Source organism: Streptomyces sp. NPDC028635, from assembly GCF_040637635.1.
In the GTDB taxonomy this organism is placed as follows: Bacteria; Actinomycetota; Actinomycetes; order Streptomycetales; family Streptomycetaceae; genus Streptomyces.
Map to the genome: position 1 here is coordinate 36,295 of NZ_JBEZWX010000011.1, position 17,984 is coordinate 54,278.

At 74.4% G+C, this 17,984-nt stretch carries 19 protein-coding genes and 1 pseudogene; 12 read left to right on the forward strand and 8 right to left on the reverse strand.

Features of this window, described 5'->3' with window-relative positions:
• The first annotated feature begins 228 nt into the window (after positions 1-228).
• Complete coding sequence (locus AB0E88_RS14570) at positions 229-777, forward strand: GNAT family N-acetyltransferase (protein WP_361629449.1); 549 nt, start codon at positions 229-231, stop codon at positions 775-777.
• On the opposite strand, the gene AB0E88_RS14575 is transcribed toward AB0E88_RS14570, so the two are convergent.
• Together AB0E88_RS14575 and AB0E88_RS14580 are read right to left on the reverse strand one after the other, a co-directional pair.
• Positions 774-2,636, reverse strand: a complete 1,863-nt coding sequence (locus AB0E88_RS14575) for a serine hydrolase (RefSeq protein ID WP_361629452.1) — start codon at positions 2,634-2,636, stop codon at positions 774-776. The genes AB0E88_RS14570 and AB0E88_RS14575 overlap by 4 nt on opposite strands.
• 76 nt (positions 2,637-2,712) lie before the next feature.
• Positions 2,713-3,459, reverse strand: coding sequence for a helix-turn-helix domain-containing protein (locus tag AB0E88_RS14580; RefSeq protein WP_361629455.1), 747 nt, complete (start codon positions 3,457-3,459; stop codon positions 2,713-2,715).
• A gap of 105 nt (positions 3,460-3,564) precedes the next feature.
• Between AB0E88_RS14580 and AB0E88_RS14585 the strand changes: the two genes are divergently transcribed.
• The 3 genes from AB0E88_RS14585 (at position 3,565) to AB0E88_RS14595 (ending at position 6,258) form a co-directional block, all read left to right on the forward strand.
• On the forward strand, positions 3,565-4,098 hold the full coding sequence (locus tag AB0E88_RS14585; protein ID WP_361629458.1) for a DUF2231 domain-containing protein: 534 nt from the start codon (positions 3,565-3,567) through the stop codon (positions 4,096-4,098).
• 19 nt (positions 4,099-4,117) lie between these two features.
• On the forward strand, positions 4,118-4,537 hold the full coding sequence (locus AB0E88_RS14590; protein ID WP_361629461.1) for a hypothetical protein: 420 nt from the start codon (positions 4,118-4,120) through the stop codon (positions 4,535-4,537).
• Positions 4,538-4,758: 221 nt separating this feature from the next.
• Positions 4,759-6,258, forward strand: coding sequence for an acyl-CoA synthetase (locus tag AB0E88_RS14595; RefSeq protein ID WP_361629464.1), 1,500 nt, complete (start codon positions 4,759-4,761; stop codon positions 6,256-6,258).
• A 6-nt stretch (positions 6,259-6,264) separates the two neighbouring features.
• Here the strand turns inward: AB0E88_RS14595 and AB0E88_RS14600 are convergent, their stop codons facing one another.
• The gene (locus AB0E88_RS14600; RefSeq protein WP_361629467.1) at positions 6,265-6,822 is read right to left on the reverse strand and encodes a TetR family transcriptional regulator C-terminal domain-containing protein; all 558 of its coding nucleotides are present in this window, start codon (positions 6,820-6,822) and stop codon (positions 6,265-6,267) included.
• A gap of 111 nt (positions 6,823-6,933) precedes the next feature.
• Between AB0E88_RS14600 and AB0E88_RS14605 the strand changes: the two genes are divergently transcribed.
• Entirely contained in the window at positions 6,934-8,091 is a 1,158-nt protein-coding gene (locus AB0E88_RS14605) for an FAD-dependent monooxygenase (RefSeq protein ID WP_361629470.1), read from the forward strand.
• Between the two features lie 9 nt (positions 8,092-8,100).
• On the opposite strand, the gene paaK is transcribed toward AB0E88_RS14605, so the two are convergent.
• Positions 8,101-9,396, reverse strand: a complete 1,296-nt coding sequence (gene paaK, locus AB0E88_RS14610; protein WP_361629473.1) for a phenylacetate--CoA ligase PaaK — start codon at positions 9,394-9,396, stop codon at positions 8,101-8,103.
• 176 nt (positions 9,397-9,572) lie between these two features.
• Here paaK and AB0E88_RS14615 point away from each other — a divergent pair.
• A pseudogene (locus AB0E88_RS14615) lies at positions 9,573-10,152 on the forward strand (alpha/beta fold hydrolase).
• A 94-nt stretch (positions 10,153-10,246) separates the two neighbouring features.
• Here AB0E88_RS14615 and AB0E88_RS14620 read toward each other — a convergent pair.
• On the reverse strand, positions 10,247-10,870 hold the full coding sequence (locus AB0E88_RS14620) for a DUF6069 family protein (protein ID WP_361629476.1): 624 nt from the start codon (positions 10,868-10,870) through the stop codon (positions 10,247-10,249).
• Between the two features lie 139 nt (positions 10,871-11,009).
• The gene (locus tag AB0E88_RS14625) at positions 11,010-11,705 is read right to left on the reverse strand and encodes a type 1 glutamine amidotransferase domain-containing protein (RefSeq protein WP_361629479.1); all 696 of its coding nucleotides are present in this window, start codon (positions 11,703-11,705) and stop codon (positions 11,010-11,012) included.
• Positions 11,706-11,848: 143 nt separating this feature from the next.
• Here AB0E88_RS14625 and AB0E88_RS14630 point away from each other — a divergent pair, with 143 nt between their 5' ends.
• The gene (locus tag AB0E88_RS14630; protein ID WP_361629482.1) at positions 11,849-12,751 is read left to right on the forward strand and encodes a LysR family transcriptional regulator; all 903 of its coding nucleotides are present in this window, start codon (positions 11,849-11,851) and stop codon (positions 12,749-12,751) included.
• Positions 12,752-12,866: 115 nt separating this feature from the next.
• Positions 12,867-13,535 (forward strand): alpha/beta family hydrolase, encoded by a 669-nt coding sequence (locus AB0E88_RS14635; protein ID WP_361629485.1) that lies wholly within the window; start codon positions 12,867-12,869, stop codon positions 13,533-13,535.
• A gap of 57 nt (positions 13,536-13,592) precedes the next feature.
• On the opposite strand, the gene AB0E88_RS14640 is transcribed toward AB0E88_RS14635, so the two are convergent.
• On the reverse strand, positions 13,593-14,471 hold the full coding sequence (locus AB0E88_RS14640) for an SDR family oxidoreductase (protein WP_361629488.1): 879 nt from the start codon (positions 14,469-14,471) through the stop codon (positions 13,593-13,595).
• 31 nt (positions 14,472-14,502) lie between these two features.
• Positions 14,503-14,955, reverse strand: coding sequence for a YbhB/YbcL family Raf kinase inhibitor-like protein (locus tag AB0E88_RS14645; protein ID WP_361629491.1), 453 nt, complete (start codon positions 14,953-14,955; stop codon positions 14,503-14,505).
• Positions 14,956-15,047: 92 nt separating this feature from the next.
• On the opposite strand from AB0E88_RS14645, the gene AB0E88_RS14650 reads away from it, so the two are divergent.
• The 4 genes from AB0E88_RS14650 (at position 15,048) to AB0E88_RS14665 (ending at position 17,905) form a co-directional block, all read left to right on the forward strand.
• Positions 15,048-15,500 (forward strand): NAD(P)H-dependent oxidoreductase, encoded by a 453-nt coding sequence (locus AB0E88_RS14650; RefSeq protein WP_361629494.1) that lies wholly within the window; start codon positions 15,048-15,050, stop codon positions 15,498-15,500.
• A 144-nt stretch (positions 15,501-15,644) separates the two neighbouring features.
• A complete protein-coding gene (locus tag AB0E88_RS14655) occupies positions 15,645-16,070 on the forward strand; it encodes a CBS domain-containing protein (protein WP_361629497.1) in 426 nt (141 codons plus the stop codon).
• An 89-nt stretch (positions 16,071-16,159) separates the two neighbouring features.
• On the forward strand, positions 16,160-16,834 hold the full coding sequence (locus AB0E88_RS14660; protein WP_361629500.1) for a PAS domain-containing protein: 675 nt from the start codon (positions 16,160-16,162) through the stop codon (positions 16,832-16,834).
• A gap of 99 nt (positions 16,835-16,933) precedes the next feature.
• Positions 16,934-17,905: a threo-3-hydroxy-L-aspartate ammonia-lyase gene (locus AB0E88_RS14665; RefSeq protein ID WP_361629503.1), complete on the forward strand. Its 972-nt coding sequence runs from the start codon at positions 16,934-16,936 to the stop codon at positions 17,903-17,905.
• The last annotated feature ends 79 nt before the right edge of the window (positions 17,906-17,984 follow it).

The window sequence follows — 17,984 nt, forward strand, 5'->3', positions numbered from 1 at the left end:
TGCGGGACGCCGTCGACGGCGTGCGGCAGAGGCGGTGACGTGCGGCAGACGAGGTGAATGGGCCGCGGGCCTGCGGATACCCGGACGCAACGGTGAAAGCACAGTGTCCGCACGACCTGCCGAGGAGGCTTTGATGGCGGACCCCAGCCCCATCGACCTGCAGAAGGCGGTCTTCGGCTCCTAGCCCTCCGTGTCCCCGGCGCGTCCCCGGCCGCGTAGGCTCGGCGGATGGACATGACCACCGTCGTGCTTCGGACAGAAGCGGCCGAGGGCGCGCCGGCCCTGTCGCTGCGGCCCTGGACGCCGCATGACATACCGCAGCTGGTCGAGGCCCACCGCGACGCGGAGCTGCGGCGCTGGATCACCACGCTCGTGCACGACGAGGAGAGCGCGGCCCGCTGGGTGCGGGAGCAGCGCGGCGGCTGGGACAGTGGCGAGCGCCTCGCCTTCGCCGTCGTGGAGCCGGCCGCGGCCGGCGAGACTCTCGTAGGCCACGTCGTCCTGAAGCGGACCGCTGCGGGTGCCGAGGTCGGCTACTGGACCGTCGCCCGTGCCCGGGGCCGCTCCGTCGCGCCGCGCGCCCTGCGTGCCCTCACCGACTGGGCTTTTACCGCCCTGGGCCTGACCCGCCTGGACCTGCTGCACCGGGCGGGCAACGCCGCCTCCTGCCGGGTGGCGCACAAGGCCGGGTACGCGCTGGAGGGCGTGCTGCCCGCGGCCCCGCCCGCTTTCCCGGAAACGGGCCACCTCCACGCCCGCCTGGCCGGCCGACCCTAGTCCGCCGACGCCGACCAGCCCTTCGCCTCGATCCGGGACGCGTCCGCGGGCCGGCGGTCGTCGAAGGCCGGGCCGGTGGGTGTCTCCACGCGCAGGGCGTCGACGTACGCTCCCCGGCCGACGTAGAGCCGGTCGGTGCTGTAGCGCCAGCGCAGGGTGAGGGACCGGGCGGGCGGCAGAGTGGCCGAGAGCCGGTGCCAGGTGCGGCCCGACCAGCCGGTGACCGTGCCGTCCGGATGGTCCTGCGGCCGGCCGTCGGCGCCGCCGGCCGTGGTGAACGGCACCGGCTGCCAGGTGGCGCCGCCGTCCGGGGACGCCTCCAGCGCCAGCACGTCCGCCTGCGGTTCGGTGTCCCACCACAGCGCGCAGGTCAGTCGCGAGCCGTCCGCCGAGGTGTCCAGCGGCGGCAGCGTGAGCGTGGCGGAGGCGGCGCTCGCCATCCCGGAGAACCAGGCGGTGCGGCCCCGACGCGGACGGACCGGCACCGCGCGCGCCAGGTTGTTCCCCGCGGCGACCCGCGGAGCCGAACCGGAACGCCAACTGCGCACGGGATGGACGGAGTTGCCGAGCACGACGAGGAAGGAGTCGGTCGTCGGGTCCAGGACGAGCGACGTGCCGGTGAAGCCGGTGTGGCCGGCCGTGCGCGGAGTGGCCATCGCGCCCATGTACCAGTGCTGGTAGAGCTCGAAGCCGAGGCCGTGCTCGTCCCCGGGGAAAGCGGTGTTGAAGTCGGTGAACATCAGCTCCACGGACCGCGGGCGCAGGATGCGGGCGCGGCCGTAGCAGCCGCCGTTGAGCAGGGTGCGGGCGAGTACGGCCAGGTCCCAGGCGCAGGAGAACACGCCCGCGTGGCCGGCGACCCCGCCCAGGCTGTAGGCGTTCTCGTCGTGCACCTCCCCCCACACCAGCCCCCGGTCGAGACCCGACCACGGTCTGCGGGCGTCCTCGGTGGCGGCGATCCGCGGTCTCCAGGAGGCGGGCGGGTTGTAGCGGGTGCGGGTCAGGCCGAGCGGACCGGTGATCTCCTCGTGCAGCAGCGTGTCCAGCGGACGCCCGGTGATCCGTTCCAGGACGAGCTGCAGGGAGATCAGGTTCAGGTCCGAGTAGAGGTAGGCGGTGCCCGGGGCGTTCAGCGGCGCCTCGTCGTAGATCAGCCGCAGCTGCTCCGCCCGCGTCGGCGCCTCGTACAGCGGTATCCAGGCGCGGAAGCCGGAGGTGTGCGTCAGGAGCTGGCGGATCGTCACGTCCTGCTTGCCCGCGGCGCCGAACTCCGGCACGTACGAGGCGACCGGTGCCTCCAGCCGCAGCGCGCCGCGCTCGATCTGCTGCACCGCCAGCAGCGAGGTGAAGAGCTTGGACACCGACGCCAGGTCGAAGACCGTGTCGCGGGCCATGGGGATCTGCTGCTCGGGCGGGAACTCGACGCCGGTGTCGGTCTTCTCGTCGTACGCCCGGTAGCGCACCGCCATGCCGATCGGCTCGTGCAGGGCGACGGTGCCGCCGCGCCCGGCGAGCAGCACCGCGCCCGCGTACCAGGGACGCCTGGGGGAGGGGCCGAGGAAAGTCCTCGCGTCGGTGACGAGCCGGCGCAGATGCCCGTCGAGCAGTCCCGCACGCTCGGCCGGCCCGTGCCGCAGCGTCGGTGCGCCGCCACGCGCCCCAACGCCACGCTCACCGGCGTACCCCGGCTCGCCGCCACCCGGACCCGCGGCCGCCGCCGGTCCCGCCGGGAACGGCACGAGCGCCAGCGCACCCCCCAGCGCCGCTGCCGCAGAACCCAGCTGACGTCGCGTCAGACCGCCCACCGCCGCCTCCCCCGCAACCCCTGAAAGTATCTTTCCGTGATGGTGGAGCCGCATGAAACTTTCGCGTCAGGCTGCGGGCATGTCAACGGGCGTGCAGCACCGGGAAACTGACGCGGGGGCGGAAGAGCCGCTACGCGTGGTCGGCGGCGTCACGGCCGCAGGAGGGGGCCGCGGTCCCGCCGCCGGTGTCCGTGACCTCGTCGACCAGCTCGACGCAGCACACCCCCGCGTGCGGCTCCAGCACGGCCGTGGTGCGCGGGTGTCCGGAAGCGGCGAGGTAGCCGCACAGGAAGGCGTGGTTCATCCCGCACACCAGCTCCGGTGCCTGCGCGGCGACCGGGTGGAACGGGCAGTTGTGCAGCACGGTACGGCCGCTGCCGTCGGCGGCGGGCTCGAAGCCGAGCGTCTCCAGGAACGCGGTCATGTCCCCGCCCCGCGCCTCCGCACCCAGCGACGAGCCGCGCTCCCGGGCCACGCGCAGCGCCGCCTCGTGCGCGCTCTCGCCCGGCCGCACCGCGGTGACCGCCTCGGCCAGCAGTGAGGCCAGCAGCTCGTGCCGGCGCGGCGGCAGGCTGATCTCCAGTGTCTGCGCGCTGGGCTCGTAGACCTTGGGGGCGCGCCCCACGCGTCGCGGCCCGTGACCCCCGTGCCGGGCCTGCAGCAACCCCGAGTCGACGAGCTTGTCCAGGTGGAACGCGGCCAGCTTGCGGGAGATCCCGACCGCCGCCGACGCCTCCTCCCGGGTGACCGGACGCCGGGCCCGCCGAACGAAGTCGAACAGCCGCCGCCGGGACTCGTCGCCCAGCACGGCGAGCGCGGCCACGGAGTCGGTGGTGGACCGGGCCGGGGAGTGCGCGGCGGGGGAATCGAACGTCACGCGCCCACGGTAACTCCGTGAGCCATGGGGTGACGCCGGGCTTGACCCGTGCCCGGAATAAGACCAACAATCGTTGGTGAAATAACCCACAGGTGAGGTGCCGGCATGACCGTGAACACTGATCTTCGTCAGGCCAAGCAGCCGGTCAGCGGCGCGCTGGCGGGACCGTACGGTCACCCCTTCCATCCGATCCTGGTCACGGTGCCGATCGGCGCCTGGGTGAGCAGCCTGGTCTTCGACATCGCCTCCCACGTCGTCCACCGGCCCGCTTTCCTGGTGCACGGATCCATGTGGCTGATCGCCATCGGGGTGATCGGCGCGCTGGCGGCGGCCTGCGTCGGTTTCCTCGACCTGTTCGCGATCCCCACCGGCACCCCGGCCTTCCGCACGGCCCTGGTCCACATGACGCTGAACCTCTGCGTCACCGCCGCCTACGCGGGCGGCTGGGCCTGGCGGCACAGCGGCGGCACCGCCGCACGGGAGGGTGTCGGCGCCGGGCAGCTGACGCTCTCCGCCGTCGCGCTCGCCGCCCTCGGCCTGTCCGGGTACCTCGGCGGAAAACTCGCCTACCGCTACGGCGTGCGGGTCGCCGACGAGGCCGCACAGGCCGACGGCTACCGCAGCACGTCATCGTCCTGACGCACTCCGGAGATCGCCCATGGACATCGCCGCACTCGTCGCCTGGATCGTCACCGCTCTCGGCGGTTTCGTCCTGCTGGCCCGCTGGATCGCCCGCGGCGGCCTGCGCCCCGCGCAGCAGGCGGCGCCGACCCGCCTGCCCGCGCCCGTCGTCTTCGGCCACTTCCTGCTCGCCGCGGCCGGCCTGGTGGTGTGGATCGTCTACCTGGCCGCCGACAAGCACGCCCTGGCCTGGACCTCCTTCGGCCTGCTCGTCGCGGTCGCGCTGCTCGGCTTCACCCTGTTCGGCCGCTGGCTGCCGGTGTACCGGGGCACGTCGGGCGAGACGGCGCCCCCCGAGCGTCACCTGCCCGTCCCCGTGGTCGCCGCCCACGGCGTCCTCGGCGCCACGACCCTGGTGCTGGTGCTGCTGGCGGCACTGGGCGTCGGCGGCAGCTGAGCCGAGGGACGGGACGCGCGGCGCCCGGGAGACGGAACCCGGGTGCCGGCCGCGTCACCCCCTCTCGCCGACCCAGATCACCCGCAGCCCCGGCGAGGTGAGGATGTCCCTCGGTCCGGGCGCATCCCGGGGGATGCCGGGTCCGCGCGGCCCCGGCCGGGATCCCCCGGACCGCGCACGTGTCTTGACCGCCCCGGCGTCCGCGCCGAGGATCATGAGGCATGACGCCCGGACACGGCAGCACGGTCGACGGCGTGCTGCGCCGCAGCGCCCGACGCACCCCCGCGCGCGTCGCCGTCACCTACGGCGAGCGCTCCTGGACGTACGGGGAGCTCGACGACGCCGTCTCCCGCGCGGCCGGCCTGCTGCGGGGCGAGGGCCTCGCTCCGGGCGACCGGGTCGCCGCCTACGGCCACAACTCCGACGCCTATCTCATCGCCTTCCTCGCCTGCGCCCGCGCCGGCCTGGTGCACGTGCCGGTCAACCAGCACCTCACCGGCGACGACCTGGCCTACCTCGTGCACCAGTCGGGCAGTTCGCTGGTGCTCACCGATCCCGGCCTCGCCGCTCGCCTGCCGGACGGCGTGCCGACCCTGCCGCTGCGGGACGCGGACGACGCGCTGCTCGAGCGGCTGCCCGCGGCAGCGCCGTACGACGGGCCGGAGCCACGGGGCGAGGACCTGGTCCAGCTGCTGTACACCTCCGGCACCACCGCGCTGCCCAAGGGCGCGATGATGACCCACCGCGCGCTGGTCCACGAGTACCTGAGCGCCATCACCGCCCTCGACCTGAGCGCCGGGGACCGCCCCGTGCACTCCCTGCCGCTCTACCACTCGGCGCAGATGCACGTCTTCCTGCTGCCCTACCTCGCCGTCGGCGCCACCAACGTGATCCTCGACGCGCCGGACGCGGAGCGGCTGTTCGACCTCGTGGAGACGGGCCGCTGCGACAGCCTCTTCGCGCCGCCCACGGTGTGGATCGCGCTGGCGAACCGTCCCGACTTCACCACCCGGGACCTCGACGGGCTGCGCAAGGCCTACTACGGGGCCTCGATCATGCCGGTGCCCGTGCTGGAGCGGCTGCGCGGGCGGCTGCCCCACCTCGCGTTCTACAACTGCTTCGGGCAGAGCGAGATCGGTCCGCTGGCGACCGTGCTCGGGCCGGACGAGCACGAGGGACGCATGGACTCCTGCGGGCGGCCCGTGCTGTTCGTGGACGCGCGGGTGGTCGACGAGGACGGCAAGGACGTACCGGCCGGCACACCCGGTGAAATCGTCTACCGCTCCCCGCAGTTGTGCGAGGGCTACTGGGACAAGCCCGAGGAGAGCGCCGAGGCCTTCCGCGACGGCTGGTTCCACTCCGGCGACCTCGCGGTGCGCGACGCCGACGGTAATTTCACGATCGTCGACCGGGTCAAGGACGTCATCAACTCCGGTGGCGTACTGGTCGCCTCCCGCCAGGTCGAGGACGTCCTGTACACGCACGAGGCCGTCGCGGAGGCGGCGGTGGTGGGGCTGCCCGACGAACGCTGGATCGAGGCGGTCACCGCGGTCGTCGTCCCGCGCGGCGAGGTGACGGAGGGCGAACTCATCGCGCACGCCCGCAAGAAGCTCCCCGCGTTCAAGGCGCCCAAGCGGGTCGTCTTCGTCGACGCGCTGCCGCGCAACGCCAGCGGGAAGATCCTCAAACGGGAGCTGCGGGACCGGCTCGGGGAGCGCTGAACAGGTTCAGCGCAGGGCCGTGTCCACCAGTCGCCGGATCTCCTCGGCGCACACCGCGCCGCCGCTCACCAGCCGGTCGAAGACCAGCCCGTCCACGCAGGTCAGCAGCGTCAGTGTGCGTTCCTCGGCGTCCGCGTGCCCGTGCGCAGCGACAAAGGCGCGCACCAGGTCCCGGCCCGCGTTCTCGCGCGGCCGCAGGATCTCCCTCAGCTCCGGGTGGCGCACGCTCTCCAGCGCGCACGCGTAGCGCGCGAGGGAGCGCCGCCGCCCCTCGCCGGTGAGCCGGCGCTCGGTGAGCGCGGCGATCCCGGCGACCAGGTCCTCCGGCGTCCGCGGCGCCGGCGTCGCCGCCCCGGCCGCCCGCAACTCCGCCTGGTCGAGCGCCACCAGCCGGCTGACCAGGGCGGTCAGCAGAGCCTGCCGAGTGCGGAAGTACGCCGACGTCGTGCCGGACGGCAGACCCGCCGCCCGGTCCACGGCGCGATGGGTCAGCCCGCGGATCCCGGCGTCGGCCAGGACGTCGATGGCCGCGTCGGCGAGCACGGTACGTCGGTCGGTGGTCACCGGACCTTTCTACACCCCGGTTTCTACAGCTGTAGAGGGCGGGCGTACGCTGCTGCCGTCTTCTACAGCTGTAGAAGACCGTCGACGAGGAAGACGGGGAAAGGGGGCGGCATGCGCGCGAGTGCGGTGGTCGTGGGAGGCGGCATCGGCGGCCTGGCGGCCGCGATCGGACTGCGCCGGACCGGCTGGGAGGTGACCGTCGTGGAACGCGCGCCGGTCCTCGCGGACGTCGGCGCCGGCATATCCCTACACGCCAACGGGTTGCGCGCGCTCGACGCGCTCGGCGCCGGCGCGGCGGTGCGGGCGGCCGCGCGGCCCGTCCACACCGGCGGCACCCGGACCCCCGACGGCCGCTGGCTGACCCGGCTGGACGGCGCCGCGCTGGCCCGCGCCGTGGGGGATCCGATCCACGGCATCACCCGGGCCGACCTGCACCGGCTGCTGCGCGAGACGCTGCCCGCCGACCGGCTGCACGTCGGCACCCGGGCCACCGGTGTGGACCGCAGCGACCCCGCCCGGCCGCGGGTGCTGCTCGCGGACGGCGCCCTGGAGGCCGACCTCGTGGTGGCCGCCGACGGCGTCAACAGCCGGCTGCGCGCGCAGCTCCTGCCCGGTCACCCGGGGCCGGTGCACAGCGGCTCCACCGTCCTGCGGGCCCTGACCGACGGGCCGCTCGCCGTGCCCACCGACTTCTCCCTGACCTGGGGCCCGGGCGCGGAGTTCGGCCACCTGGCCCTCGCGGACGGCCGCGCGGAGTGGTTCGCGGTGCTGGGCGCCCCGCCGGGCACCCGCCACGCCGACGCCCTGGCCGCCGTACGTGAGCGGTTCGCCGGCTGGCACGACCCCATTCCGGCGCTGCTGGCGGCCACCCGCCCCGAGGACGTCCTGCATCACGACATCCACGAACTGGCCACGCCCCTGCCCACGTTCGCCTCCGGCCGGGTGGCACTGCTCGGCGACGCCGCCCACGCCATGACCACCAACCTCGGCCAGGGCGCCTGCCAGGCCCTGGAGGACGCGGTGGTACTGGCCGCGGCGCTCGGCGCCGAACCCTCCGTCGAAGCGGCCCTGGCCCGCTACGACGCCGAGCGCCGCCCGCGCAGCGCCGGCGTGGCCCGCGCCGCACGCCAGGCCGGCCGCATGGGACACCAGCTCACCCACCCGCTCGCCGTCGGCCTGCGCAACACCGCGGTTCGGCTCACTCCGCCCGCCCTGATGCTGCGCGGCCTGCTGCGGCACGCGGACTGGACGCCACCCGTGCTCGGCTGAGGGCGCGCCTCAGCGCGGGCGCAGATCGACGATCCGGCGGATCTTGCCGACCGAGCGTTCCAGGGACTCCGGGTCGACGATCTCGACGCCGACCGAGACCCCGACTCCGTCCTTGACGGCCGCCGCGATGGACCGGGCGGCGGCCTCACGGGCCTCGGGAGCGGCGTCGGGCCGGGCCTCGGCGCGGACGGTGAGGGCGTCCATGCGGCCCTGACGGGTCAGCCGCAGCTGGAAGTGCGGCGCGACGCCCGGGGTGCGCAGCACGATCTCCTCGATCTGGGTCGGAAAGAGGTTCACGCCGCGCAGGATCACCATGTCGTCGCTGCGGCCGGTGATCTTCTGCATCCTCCGGAACGCGCGGGCGGTGCCCGGCAGCAGCCGGGTCAGATCGCGGGTGCGGTAGCGGACGATCGGCATGGCCTCCTTGGTGAGCGAGGTGAAGACCAGTTCGCCCTCCTCGCCGTCCGGCAGCACCTCGCCCGTGATCGGGTCGACGACCTCCGGGTAGAAGTGGTCCTCCCAGATGTGCAGGCCGTCCTTGGTCTCCACGCACTCCTGCGCGACCCCCGGGCCGATCACCTCCGACAGCCCGTAGATGTCGACGGCGTCGATGCCGAACCGCTCCTCGATCTCGCGGCGCATCTCCTCCGTCCACGGCTCGGCGCCGAAGATCCCGACCTCCAGCGAGGTGGAGCGCGGGTCGACGCCCTGCCGCTCGAACTCGTCGAGCAGGGTGAGCATGTAGGACGGCGTCACCATGATGATCCGCGGCCCGAGATCCTGGATCAGCTGTACCTGACGGGCCGTCATGCCACCGGACGCCGGGACGACCGTGCAGCCCAGGCGCTCGGCGCCGTAGTGGGCGCCCAGACCGCCGGTGAACAGGCCGTAGCCGTAGGCGATGTGCGCGATGTCGCCGGGGCGGCCGCCCGCCGCGCGGATCGAGCGGGCCACCATGTCCGCCCACAGCGACAGGTCGCCGTCGGTGTAGCCGACGACCGTGGGGCGGCCCGTGGTGCCGCTGGAGGCGTGCAGCCGGCGGACGCGGTCGCGCGGGACGGCGAACAGCCCGAAGGGGTAGTTCTCCCGCAGGTCGGACTTGACGGTGAACGGGAAGCGCGCGAGGTCCTCAAGCGTGCGGCAGTCGTCCGGGTGCACGCCCGCCTTGTCGAAGGCCTCACGGTAGAACGGCACGTTCGTGTACGCGTGCCGCAGCGACGACCGCAGCCGCTCGAGCTGCAGCGCGCGCAGGGCGTCCCGGTCGAGCCGTTCCCCCGAGTCCAGCAGCTCCGTCGCATCCGCCATCGGGACTTCTCCCTCACCAACCATGCCAATCCGGACGACCGATCATTCGGTCGAGGTGCTGGGGATCAGTAATTCAGGCGACCGCGGAGCAGGCAAGAGGGAGGGGCGCACTTTTTCGCGGCACCTCCGGGAAATCCCCTTGCCCGTCATGAGCACGGCGGCAAAAGACTCCCGACATGCCGACCTTCACCGCCGCCGACGGAACCGAACCGGCCCACCGGGAACGCGGTTTGGGCGACCCGCTCATCATCGTGCAAGGCGGACCGATGTGGGCCTCCGCCGACCTGGGGGACCTCGGCGCACTCGCCCGGCACCGCCGTCCGGCCCTGGACCTGCGCGGCACCGGCGGCTCGGCGGCGCCCGCCGACCCCGCGACGTACCGCTGAGACCGGCTGGTGGACGACGTCGAGGCCCTGCGGATCCACCTGAGCCTGGACCGGATGAACCTCCTCGGGCACTCGGCCGGCGGCAGCCTCGCCGCCCGTCCGTCTTCTACGGCCTTCTACGGCCGCTGGGACGACGCCGCCCGGGCGCACGCGGAGTCGGAGGAGGCGCAGACCGACGACGACGCGGCCGACCGCTGCTTCGATCCCGAGGCCTTCGACCCGCCCGCGACCCGGGCCGCGCTGTCCGCGCTGAGCACCCCCGTCCTGCGCCGGGGAACTGGACGGCGGCCCCACCCCGGCGCCGGCCCGGCGGGCCGCCGAGTCCCTCCCGCACGCCGAGGTCGCCGTACAGCCCGACGCCGGGCACTAACCCTGGCTCGACGGCCCGGAGTGGTTCGTGCGGCGCGTGACGGCGTTCCTCGACACGGCGCCGTAGACCCCGGGCGGTCCCGGCGGGGCGGCGGTCACCACCCGCGGCGTACGGCTCCGCGCCCCACTGCCGACAGCAGGGAGCCGATCGTGGCGCCGACCGCCAGGTTCACCGCGGCGGTGCCGATGTGGGAGCCGGTGCTCGCGGCCGTCGTGAACGGCAGCACGACGGCCGCCGCCGTCCCCACCGCGACCAGCCAGGCGAACAGGCGGCCGGGGCGCGCCACGGTCAGGACGAGGACATGGACCAGACCGGTCGTGACCAGGGCGGCCACGGCCGCTGCCGCCGCCAGCATCCCCGTGGAGGCGCTCTCCATCACGTCGTCGCCCCGCGGCACGAACAGCGCCACCCCGAGCACCCCGCGCACGATCAGCAGCGCGGCGACGGCCGCGAGTCCCGCGACCCCGGCCGCCATCACCCCGCCCGCCCACAGCCGCCCGGCGTTGAGCCCGGGGGCCCGCCGCGCGGGCGGGGCAGCGGTGGCGGGAGGCGTCCGCGTCGGTGACGCCGTGCCGGCACGCGCCGCCTGCGGGGCCGAGGCCGCGACCGCGCGGACCGCCTGCGGGGCCGAAGCCGCGGTGGCGCGGGCCGCCCGGGCCGCCTGCGGGGAGTCCTGGGCCGTCCCGCGGCTGTCCTCGGGCGGTTCGGATGCCTCCATGCGTGACCTCCTGCCGTGCTCCTGCCGGGCCTTCGCTGCTCAGTCAAGAGCCACGGCGTCCCGGCCGCATGTCGGGGCGGTCCGGCAGATCACGGTTCACCCGGACGGGCCCGCCCCGGGCCGGTCACCCTGGGCGGGCTCAGCCCAGGCGCTTCAGCAGCTCGGCCGCGAGCGGCGCGGAGGAGGCCGGGTTCTGGCCGGTGACCAGGGTGCGGTCGGTCACGATGTGCGGCGCCCACGGCTCGGCCGGCACCACCAGCACGCCCGCCTCCGTGAGCCGGTCCTGCAGCAGCCACTTCACCTGGCCGGCGAGGCCGCCCTGGGTCTCCTCCTCGTTGGTGAAGGCGGCCACCCGGTAACCGGCGAAGGGGTTGCCCCCGTCCGCGGACCGGGCCGCCAGCAGCGCGGCCGGGCCGTGGCACACCACGCCGAGCGGCGTGCCGGCGGCCAGCGCCTCGGTCAGCAGCCGGCCGGAGTCGGCGTCGACCGCCAGGTCCTCCATCGGGCCATGGCCGCCGGGGTAGAAGACGGCGGCGTAGTCGCCGAGGGTGACGTCCTCCAGCCGCACCGGCCGGCGCAGCTCGTCCATCGCCTCCAGCGCGGCGGCGATCCGGTCGGCGTTCTCCTGACCGCCGTTGACCTCGGCCGCGAGGCTGGCCTTGTCCACGGGCGGCACCACACCGCCGGGCGTGGCGACGACGATCTCGTGGCCTGCGGCCTTGAAGGCCTCGTACGGGGCGACGGCCTCCTCCGCCCAGAAACCGGTCGGGTGCGGGGTGCCGTCGGCGAGCGTCAGCCGGTCGGCACCGGTCATCACAAAGAGGATCTTCGACATGGTGTCTCTTCCACGAGGTCCGTGAGGGGTGACTGGCACGGTCGACCGTAGGACGAGCAGCCATAGGATTCCAATGAACATCTCCATGGCGGCCATTGGTCTGCCTATGGCTCGGCGGGCCTCCGGCACCGTACATTCGACGGGTGACCGACCAGCTCGACCTCAACCAGTTGCGCACCTTTCTCGCCGTGTACCGCTCCGGCTCCTTCACGGGCGCCGCCCAGCTGCTGGGCCTGTCCCAGCCCACGGTCACCACGCAGATGCGCGCGCTGGAGCGGCAGACCGGGCGCGAGCTGTTCGCACGCGGGCCGCGCGGCGTCGTGCCGACCGCCGTCGCCGAGGAGCTCGCCGCCAGGATCGCCACGCCGCTGGACGAGCTGGCGGCCGTGGCGGGCCCCGACCCCGGCGCCGGCCGCCGCCGCGCGCCGGTGCACCTCGCCGGGCCGGCCGAGCTGCTGTGCACCCGCGCCCTGCCCGCGCTGGCACCGCTGGTCGCCGACGGCGTACGGCTGCGCGTGACCCCCGGCCTGACCGACCCCCTGCTCGACGAACTGCGTGCCGGCCGCCACGACCTGGTCGTCGCCACCGCCCGCCCGCGCGGCCGCGCCCTGACCGCCGTGCCGCTGATGGACGAGGAGTTCGTGCTGGTGGCGGCCCCCGCCCGGGCCGGCGCGCTCAAGGAGCGGCTCGCCGTCGAGGGCCCCGCCGCGCTGCACTCCGTCCCGCTCGTCAGCTACGCCGAGGACCTGCCGATCGCCCGCCGCTACTGGCGCCATGTCTTCGGCCGCCGGCTGTCCTGCCCGGCGGCCGTCACGGTGCCGGATCTGCGCGGGGTGCTCGCCGCGGTGGAGGCGGGGGCCGGGTTCACCGTGCTGCCCCGCTACCTGTGCCTGGAGCATCTGGACCGCGGCACCCTCGTCGCGCTGCACGAACCCGACGACCCGCCCATCAACACCGGCTTCCTGGTCCAGCGCCCCGGCGCCGGCGACAACCCTGACGTCGGCCGGGTGCGCGAGGCGCTGCTGCGAGCGGCGCGCGGCTGGTAGGCACCGGCGCCGGGGTGTCCGGCTTCCCGTCCGGGGGCAGCCCGCGGTGTCTGACCGCCCCCGTCCCGGGGTACTGGGGCAGGCGCAGGCGTCCCCTCCGAGGGGAGGAACGGCCATGACCTCCCGTACCGTCCGGGTGCCCGCCGGTGGCGCGCGGCTGACCGGGGACCTCGTGGTGCCGGACGGCGCCCGGGCCGTGGTGCTGTTCGCGCACGGCAGCGGCAGCTCACGCCACAGCCCGCGCAACCGGATGGTCGCCGAGCGGCTGCGCGAGGCCGCCCTGGCCACGCTGCTCGTCGATCTGCTCACCGAAGAGGAGGACGAGCGCGACCGGATCACCGCCGAGCACCGCTTCGACATCGGTCTGCTCGGCGCGCGGCTCGCGGCCGTCCTCGACTGGCTGGGCCGGGAAGCGGCGACGGACGCGCTGCCCGTCGCGTTGTTCGGCGCCAGCACGGGCGCCGCGGCGGCGCTGGTCGCGGCGGCGCGGCGGCCCGAGCGGGTCCTGACGGTCGTCTCCCGCGGCGGCCGCCCGGACCTGGCGGGCGACGCGCTGGGTGCCGTGCGCGCGCCGGTCCTGCTGCTGGTCGGCGGCCGGGACACCGAGGTGCTGCGGCTCAACGAGGCCGCGGCGCGCGAGCTGGCCGGCCCGCACACGCTGCACGTCGTGCCCGGCGCCACCCATCTCTTCGAGGAGCCCGGCGCCCTCGAGGAGGTCGCCGGCACGGCCCGGCGGTGGTGCGTCGACCAGCTGGACGCCGCCGGACGCGTCCCAAACGGCTGAGGAGGGCGGTGTCCAGCCGGTCGGCCGGCGGCAGCGGCCTTCACCGGGCAGCGGGCTTCACGGCAGCGGCGTACCGCCCGTGGCGTTGACGATCTCCGCCGTGATGTACGACGCCTCCTGCGAGGCGAGGAACACATACGCGGGCGCCATCTCGGCGGGCTGCGCGGGGCGCCCGATCGGCGCCTGCTTGCCGAACTCGGCCGTGTCCGGCAGCGTCGCCGGGATCAGCGGCGTCCACACCGGCCCGGGCGCCACTGCGTTGACCCGGATGCCCCGGTCGATCAGCATCTGCGCGAGCCCCTGCGTGAAGGTGACGATCGCGCCCTTGGTCATCGCGTAGTCCAGCAGATGCGGACTCGGCTTGTACGCCTGCACCGAGGCGCTGTTGATGACGCTGCCGCCCTCCGGGATGTGCGGCACGGCGAACTTCGTCAGCCAGAACATGCCGTACAGGTTGGTGCGCATGACCCGGTCGAACTGCTCGGTGGAGATCGCCTCGATGCCGTCCGGCTGGGACATCTGGTAGGCGGCGTTGTTCACCAGGACGTCGATCCGGCCGAACTCCTCCACCGCCCGCTCGACCAGCGCCCGGCAGGTGTCCTCCTCGCGGATGTCCGCCGGCACCGCGATGGCCCGGCGGCCCGCCGCCTCCACCAGACGGACGGTCTCGGACGCCTCGTCCTTCTCGCTGTCGAGATGGGTGAACAGCACGTCGGCACCCTCGCGGGCGAACGCGAGGGCGACCGCACGGCCGATTCCGGAGTCGCCGCCGGTGATCACGGCCTTGCGGTCCGCCAGCCGTCCGCTGCCCCGGTAGGACTCCTCGCCGTGGTCGGGCGGCGGGTCCATGGGCCCGGTCCAGCCGGGGTGCGGCTGGTCCTGCGCTGGGAAGTCGGGCTGCGGGTGCTGCTCGGCGGGGTGCTGGGGTTCGTTCACGATTCGCCTTTCTTGACGTTCCTCACGCCGGTCACCGCTGGTAGAGGCCCACCAGGGTGCCGCTCGCGAGCTGCTGCTTCTCGACCGCCTCGTGCACCTGCTCGGCCGAGGGCGCGTCGGGCAGGGCGCACGGCTCACCGAGGGCGTACAGGCGGAAGAAGTACCGGTGCGCGTCGTCGCCGGGCGGCGGATGCGGGCCGCCCCAGCCGCGCCTGCCGTAGCCGTTGACGAGTTCGGTGCCGCCGGGCGGGCCGCTGCCCGTCTCCGCACCCGTGCTGCCCGGGTCGACACCGACGACGACCCAGTGCACGAACGTGCCCGACGGGGCGTCCGGGTCCTCGCACAGCAGCACCAGTTCCGCCGTGCCGTCCGGCACCCCGGACCAGGCCAGCGGAGGGGAGACGTTCTCGCCTTCCAGGGCGTAGCGGCGCGGGATGACGGCGTGGTCGTTGAACGCGCTGCTTCTCAGTTCGATACCGGCCATGGGCCCGGAGTACCCGTGGGGCCCCCGTGCATGCGGGGGCCGCGGGTGCGCGGGTTGCGTCCGGCGGGGCCGTCCCGGCAGGGTGGGGGGCCGTGGCCACCTTGCTGATCGTCCATCACACCCCGTCCCCGAACTGCCAGGCGCTCTTCGAGGCGGTCGTCGCCGGAGCGAGCGCCCCGGAGATCGAGGGCGTACGGGTCGTGCGGCGCCCGGCGCTCGCCGCCACCGCCTCCGACGTGCTGGAGGCCGACGCCTTTCTGCTCGGCACCCCGGCCAACCTCGGCTATGTCTCCGGGGCCCTGAAACACTTCTTCGACCAGGTCTACTACCCGTGCCTGGACGCCACGCGCGGCCGGCCCTTCGGCGCGTGGGTGCACGGCGGCAACGACGTGACGGGTGCGCTGCGGGCCCTCGACGCGATCACGACCGGTCTCGGCTGGCGCCGTGCCGCCGAGCCGGTGACGGTGACCGGCGAGCCCACCAAGGCCGACATCGAGGCGTGCTGGGACCTGGGGGCCACCCTGGCGGCCGGCCTCATGGAGTGACCCCCGGCCCGTGGCGCCGCCGTCTCGGCGGCGCGGCCGCACCCGGGGGAGTGCCTCGCTGACCCGCGCGGCCGTCCCGTTTGCCGTCGCCCGTTCGGGCTACGCGGCAGGCAGACAGCGTTCCGCGGACCGGGGAGGTACCCCATGAGCCGGCTCATTCGCGACGTGATGCACCCCGGCGCGGTCGCGGTCGAACCGATGACCACCCTGGAGCGGGCCGCCCGGGTGATGCGCGAACAGGACGTGGGCGACGTCCTCGTCGCCTACGACTGCGACCTGTTCGGTGTCCTCACCGACCGCGACATCGTGATCCGTGCCGTCGCCGACGGCTTCGACCCGCACACCACGGCCGTCGGGAAGGTGTGCAGCCGGCCGCCCATGGTGACCGTGGCGCCCACCGACACCACCGACCACGCGATCAAGCTCATGCGCGAGCACGCCGTACGGCGCCTGCCCGTCGTCGAACACGGGGGCTGCCCGGTCGGCATGGTCAGCCTCGGCGACCTCGCCCCGCTGGAGGACTCGACGACGGCCCTGGCCGGGATCAGCGCGGCGGCGCCCAACCACTGACGCTGAGCGCCTCGGGGGCTTGCCGTTCGCGCACGCCCTCTGCTTGGATTGTGAATCCAATCATTGGACCAGCAATCCAAGGAGTCTCGGTGACCCCCACCGCCCGGGAGGCCGAACGCGACGCGATCCTCGCCGCCCTCGTACCGGTGGTGCACGGCGTCGCGGCCACCTTCGGCCCGGTCTGCGAGGTCGTGCTGCACGACTACCGGGAGCCGGAGAAGTCGGTCGTCGCCGTGGCCGGATCGGTGACCGGGCGGGCGGTCGGCGGCGCGATGAGCGAGATCGGCATGCGGGTCCTGGCCCGCGGAGACGAGGCCGACGACGACCTGAACTACGTCACCCGCACCGCCGACGGCATCCGCGTGAAGTCGTCCACGATCGTGCTGCGCGACTCCGCCGGCGCGGTCTTCGGCGCGCTGTGCGTCAACGTCGACGTCACCGCCGTCGACCGGGCGCAGGCCCTGCTCGGGGCGCTCGCCGGGACCGCGGGCGGCGCGCCCGAGCCGCCGGTCACCACCTTCGGGGACGACATCGACTCCGTCGTCGACGCGATCGTCGACGCCCGTCTGCGCCGCCAGGACCAGACCTGGGCGGGCCTGGACCGCACCCGCCGCCTCGCCCTGTTCCGCAGCCTGGACGACCAGGGCGTCTTCGCCGTGCGCCGCGCGGTCGAGCAGGTCGCCACCCGGCTCGGCATCTCCCGCGCCTCGGCCTACAGCTACCTCGCCCAGTCCCGTGCGGCCGCCGGAACCGACAGCCCGTGACCCCCGTGCAGGCGCCCGAGGCACCCCGGCCCTGATCCCGGGCCCCCGAGATGCACCAGCCGTACCCCCGAAGCAGCCGATCCCCGAGGGAGACCGCCCATGACCCGCGCTCCGATCACCCTGGACGACGTCCGCGACGCCGCCGAGCGGATCAAGGGCGTCGCCCACCGCACCCCCGTCCTGCGCTCGCGCACCCTCGACGAACGCGTCGGCGCCGAGGTCTTCCTCAAGTGCGAGAACTTCCAGCGGGTGGGCGCCTTCAAGTTCCGCGGCGCCTACAACGCCGCGTCCCGGCTCACCCCCGGGCAACTGGAGCGCGGCATCGCCGCCTACTCCTCCGGCAACCACGCCCAGGCCGTCGCCCTCGCCGCCCGCGAACTCGGCACCACCGCGGTGATCGTCATGCCCGAGGACGCCCCACCCTCCAAGCGGGCGGCCACGGAAGGGTACGGCGCCGAGATCGTGACGTACGACCGCTACACCGGCGACCGGGTCGCCCTCGCCGAGGCGCTGGCCGCCGAGCGCGGCCTGACGCTCATCCCGCCCTACGAGCATCCGCACGTCATGGCCGGGCAGGGCACCGCCGCCCTCGAACTCCTCGAGGAGGCCGGGGAACTGGACGCCCTGCTGGTCCCGGTGGGCGGCGGCGGACTGATGGCGGGCAGCGCCACCGCCGCCACCGCCCTGCGCCCCGGCATCCGCATGATCGGCGTGGAGCCGGAGGCCGGCGACGACACCAAACGGTCGCTGGCGGCCGGCCGGCGCGTCGAGATCCCGGTGCCGCGCACCCTCGCCGACGGCCAGGCCCTGCCCACGCCCGGTGAACTGACGTTCTCCGTCAACCGGCGGCTCGTGGACGACATCGCCCTCGTCACCGACGACGAGATCCGGCAGGCGATGGTGTTCGCCTTCGAACGGCTCAAGATCGTGCTGGAGCCCAGCGGCGCCACCCCGCTCGCCGCGCTGCTCGCCGGTCGTGCGGGGACCCCGCCCCGGCGGGTCGGGCTGATCCTGTCCGGCGGCAACGTCGACGCCGACCGCTTCTCCCGCATCGTCCGGACGCAGAGCTGAGCGGCCCGCCGGGCAGGGGCCGTTCACCCGAATGGCGGTCCCCCGCGTGCGGGCGGACGATGGTTCCACGGGGTCCGGC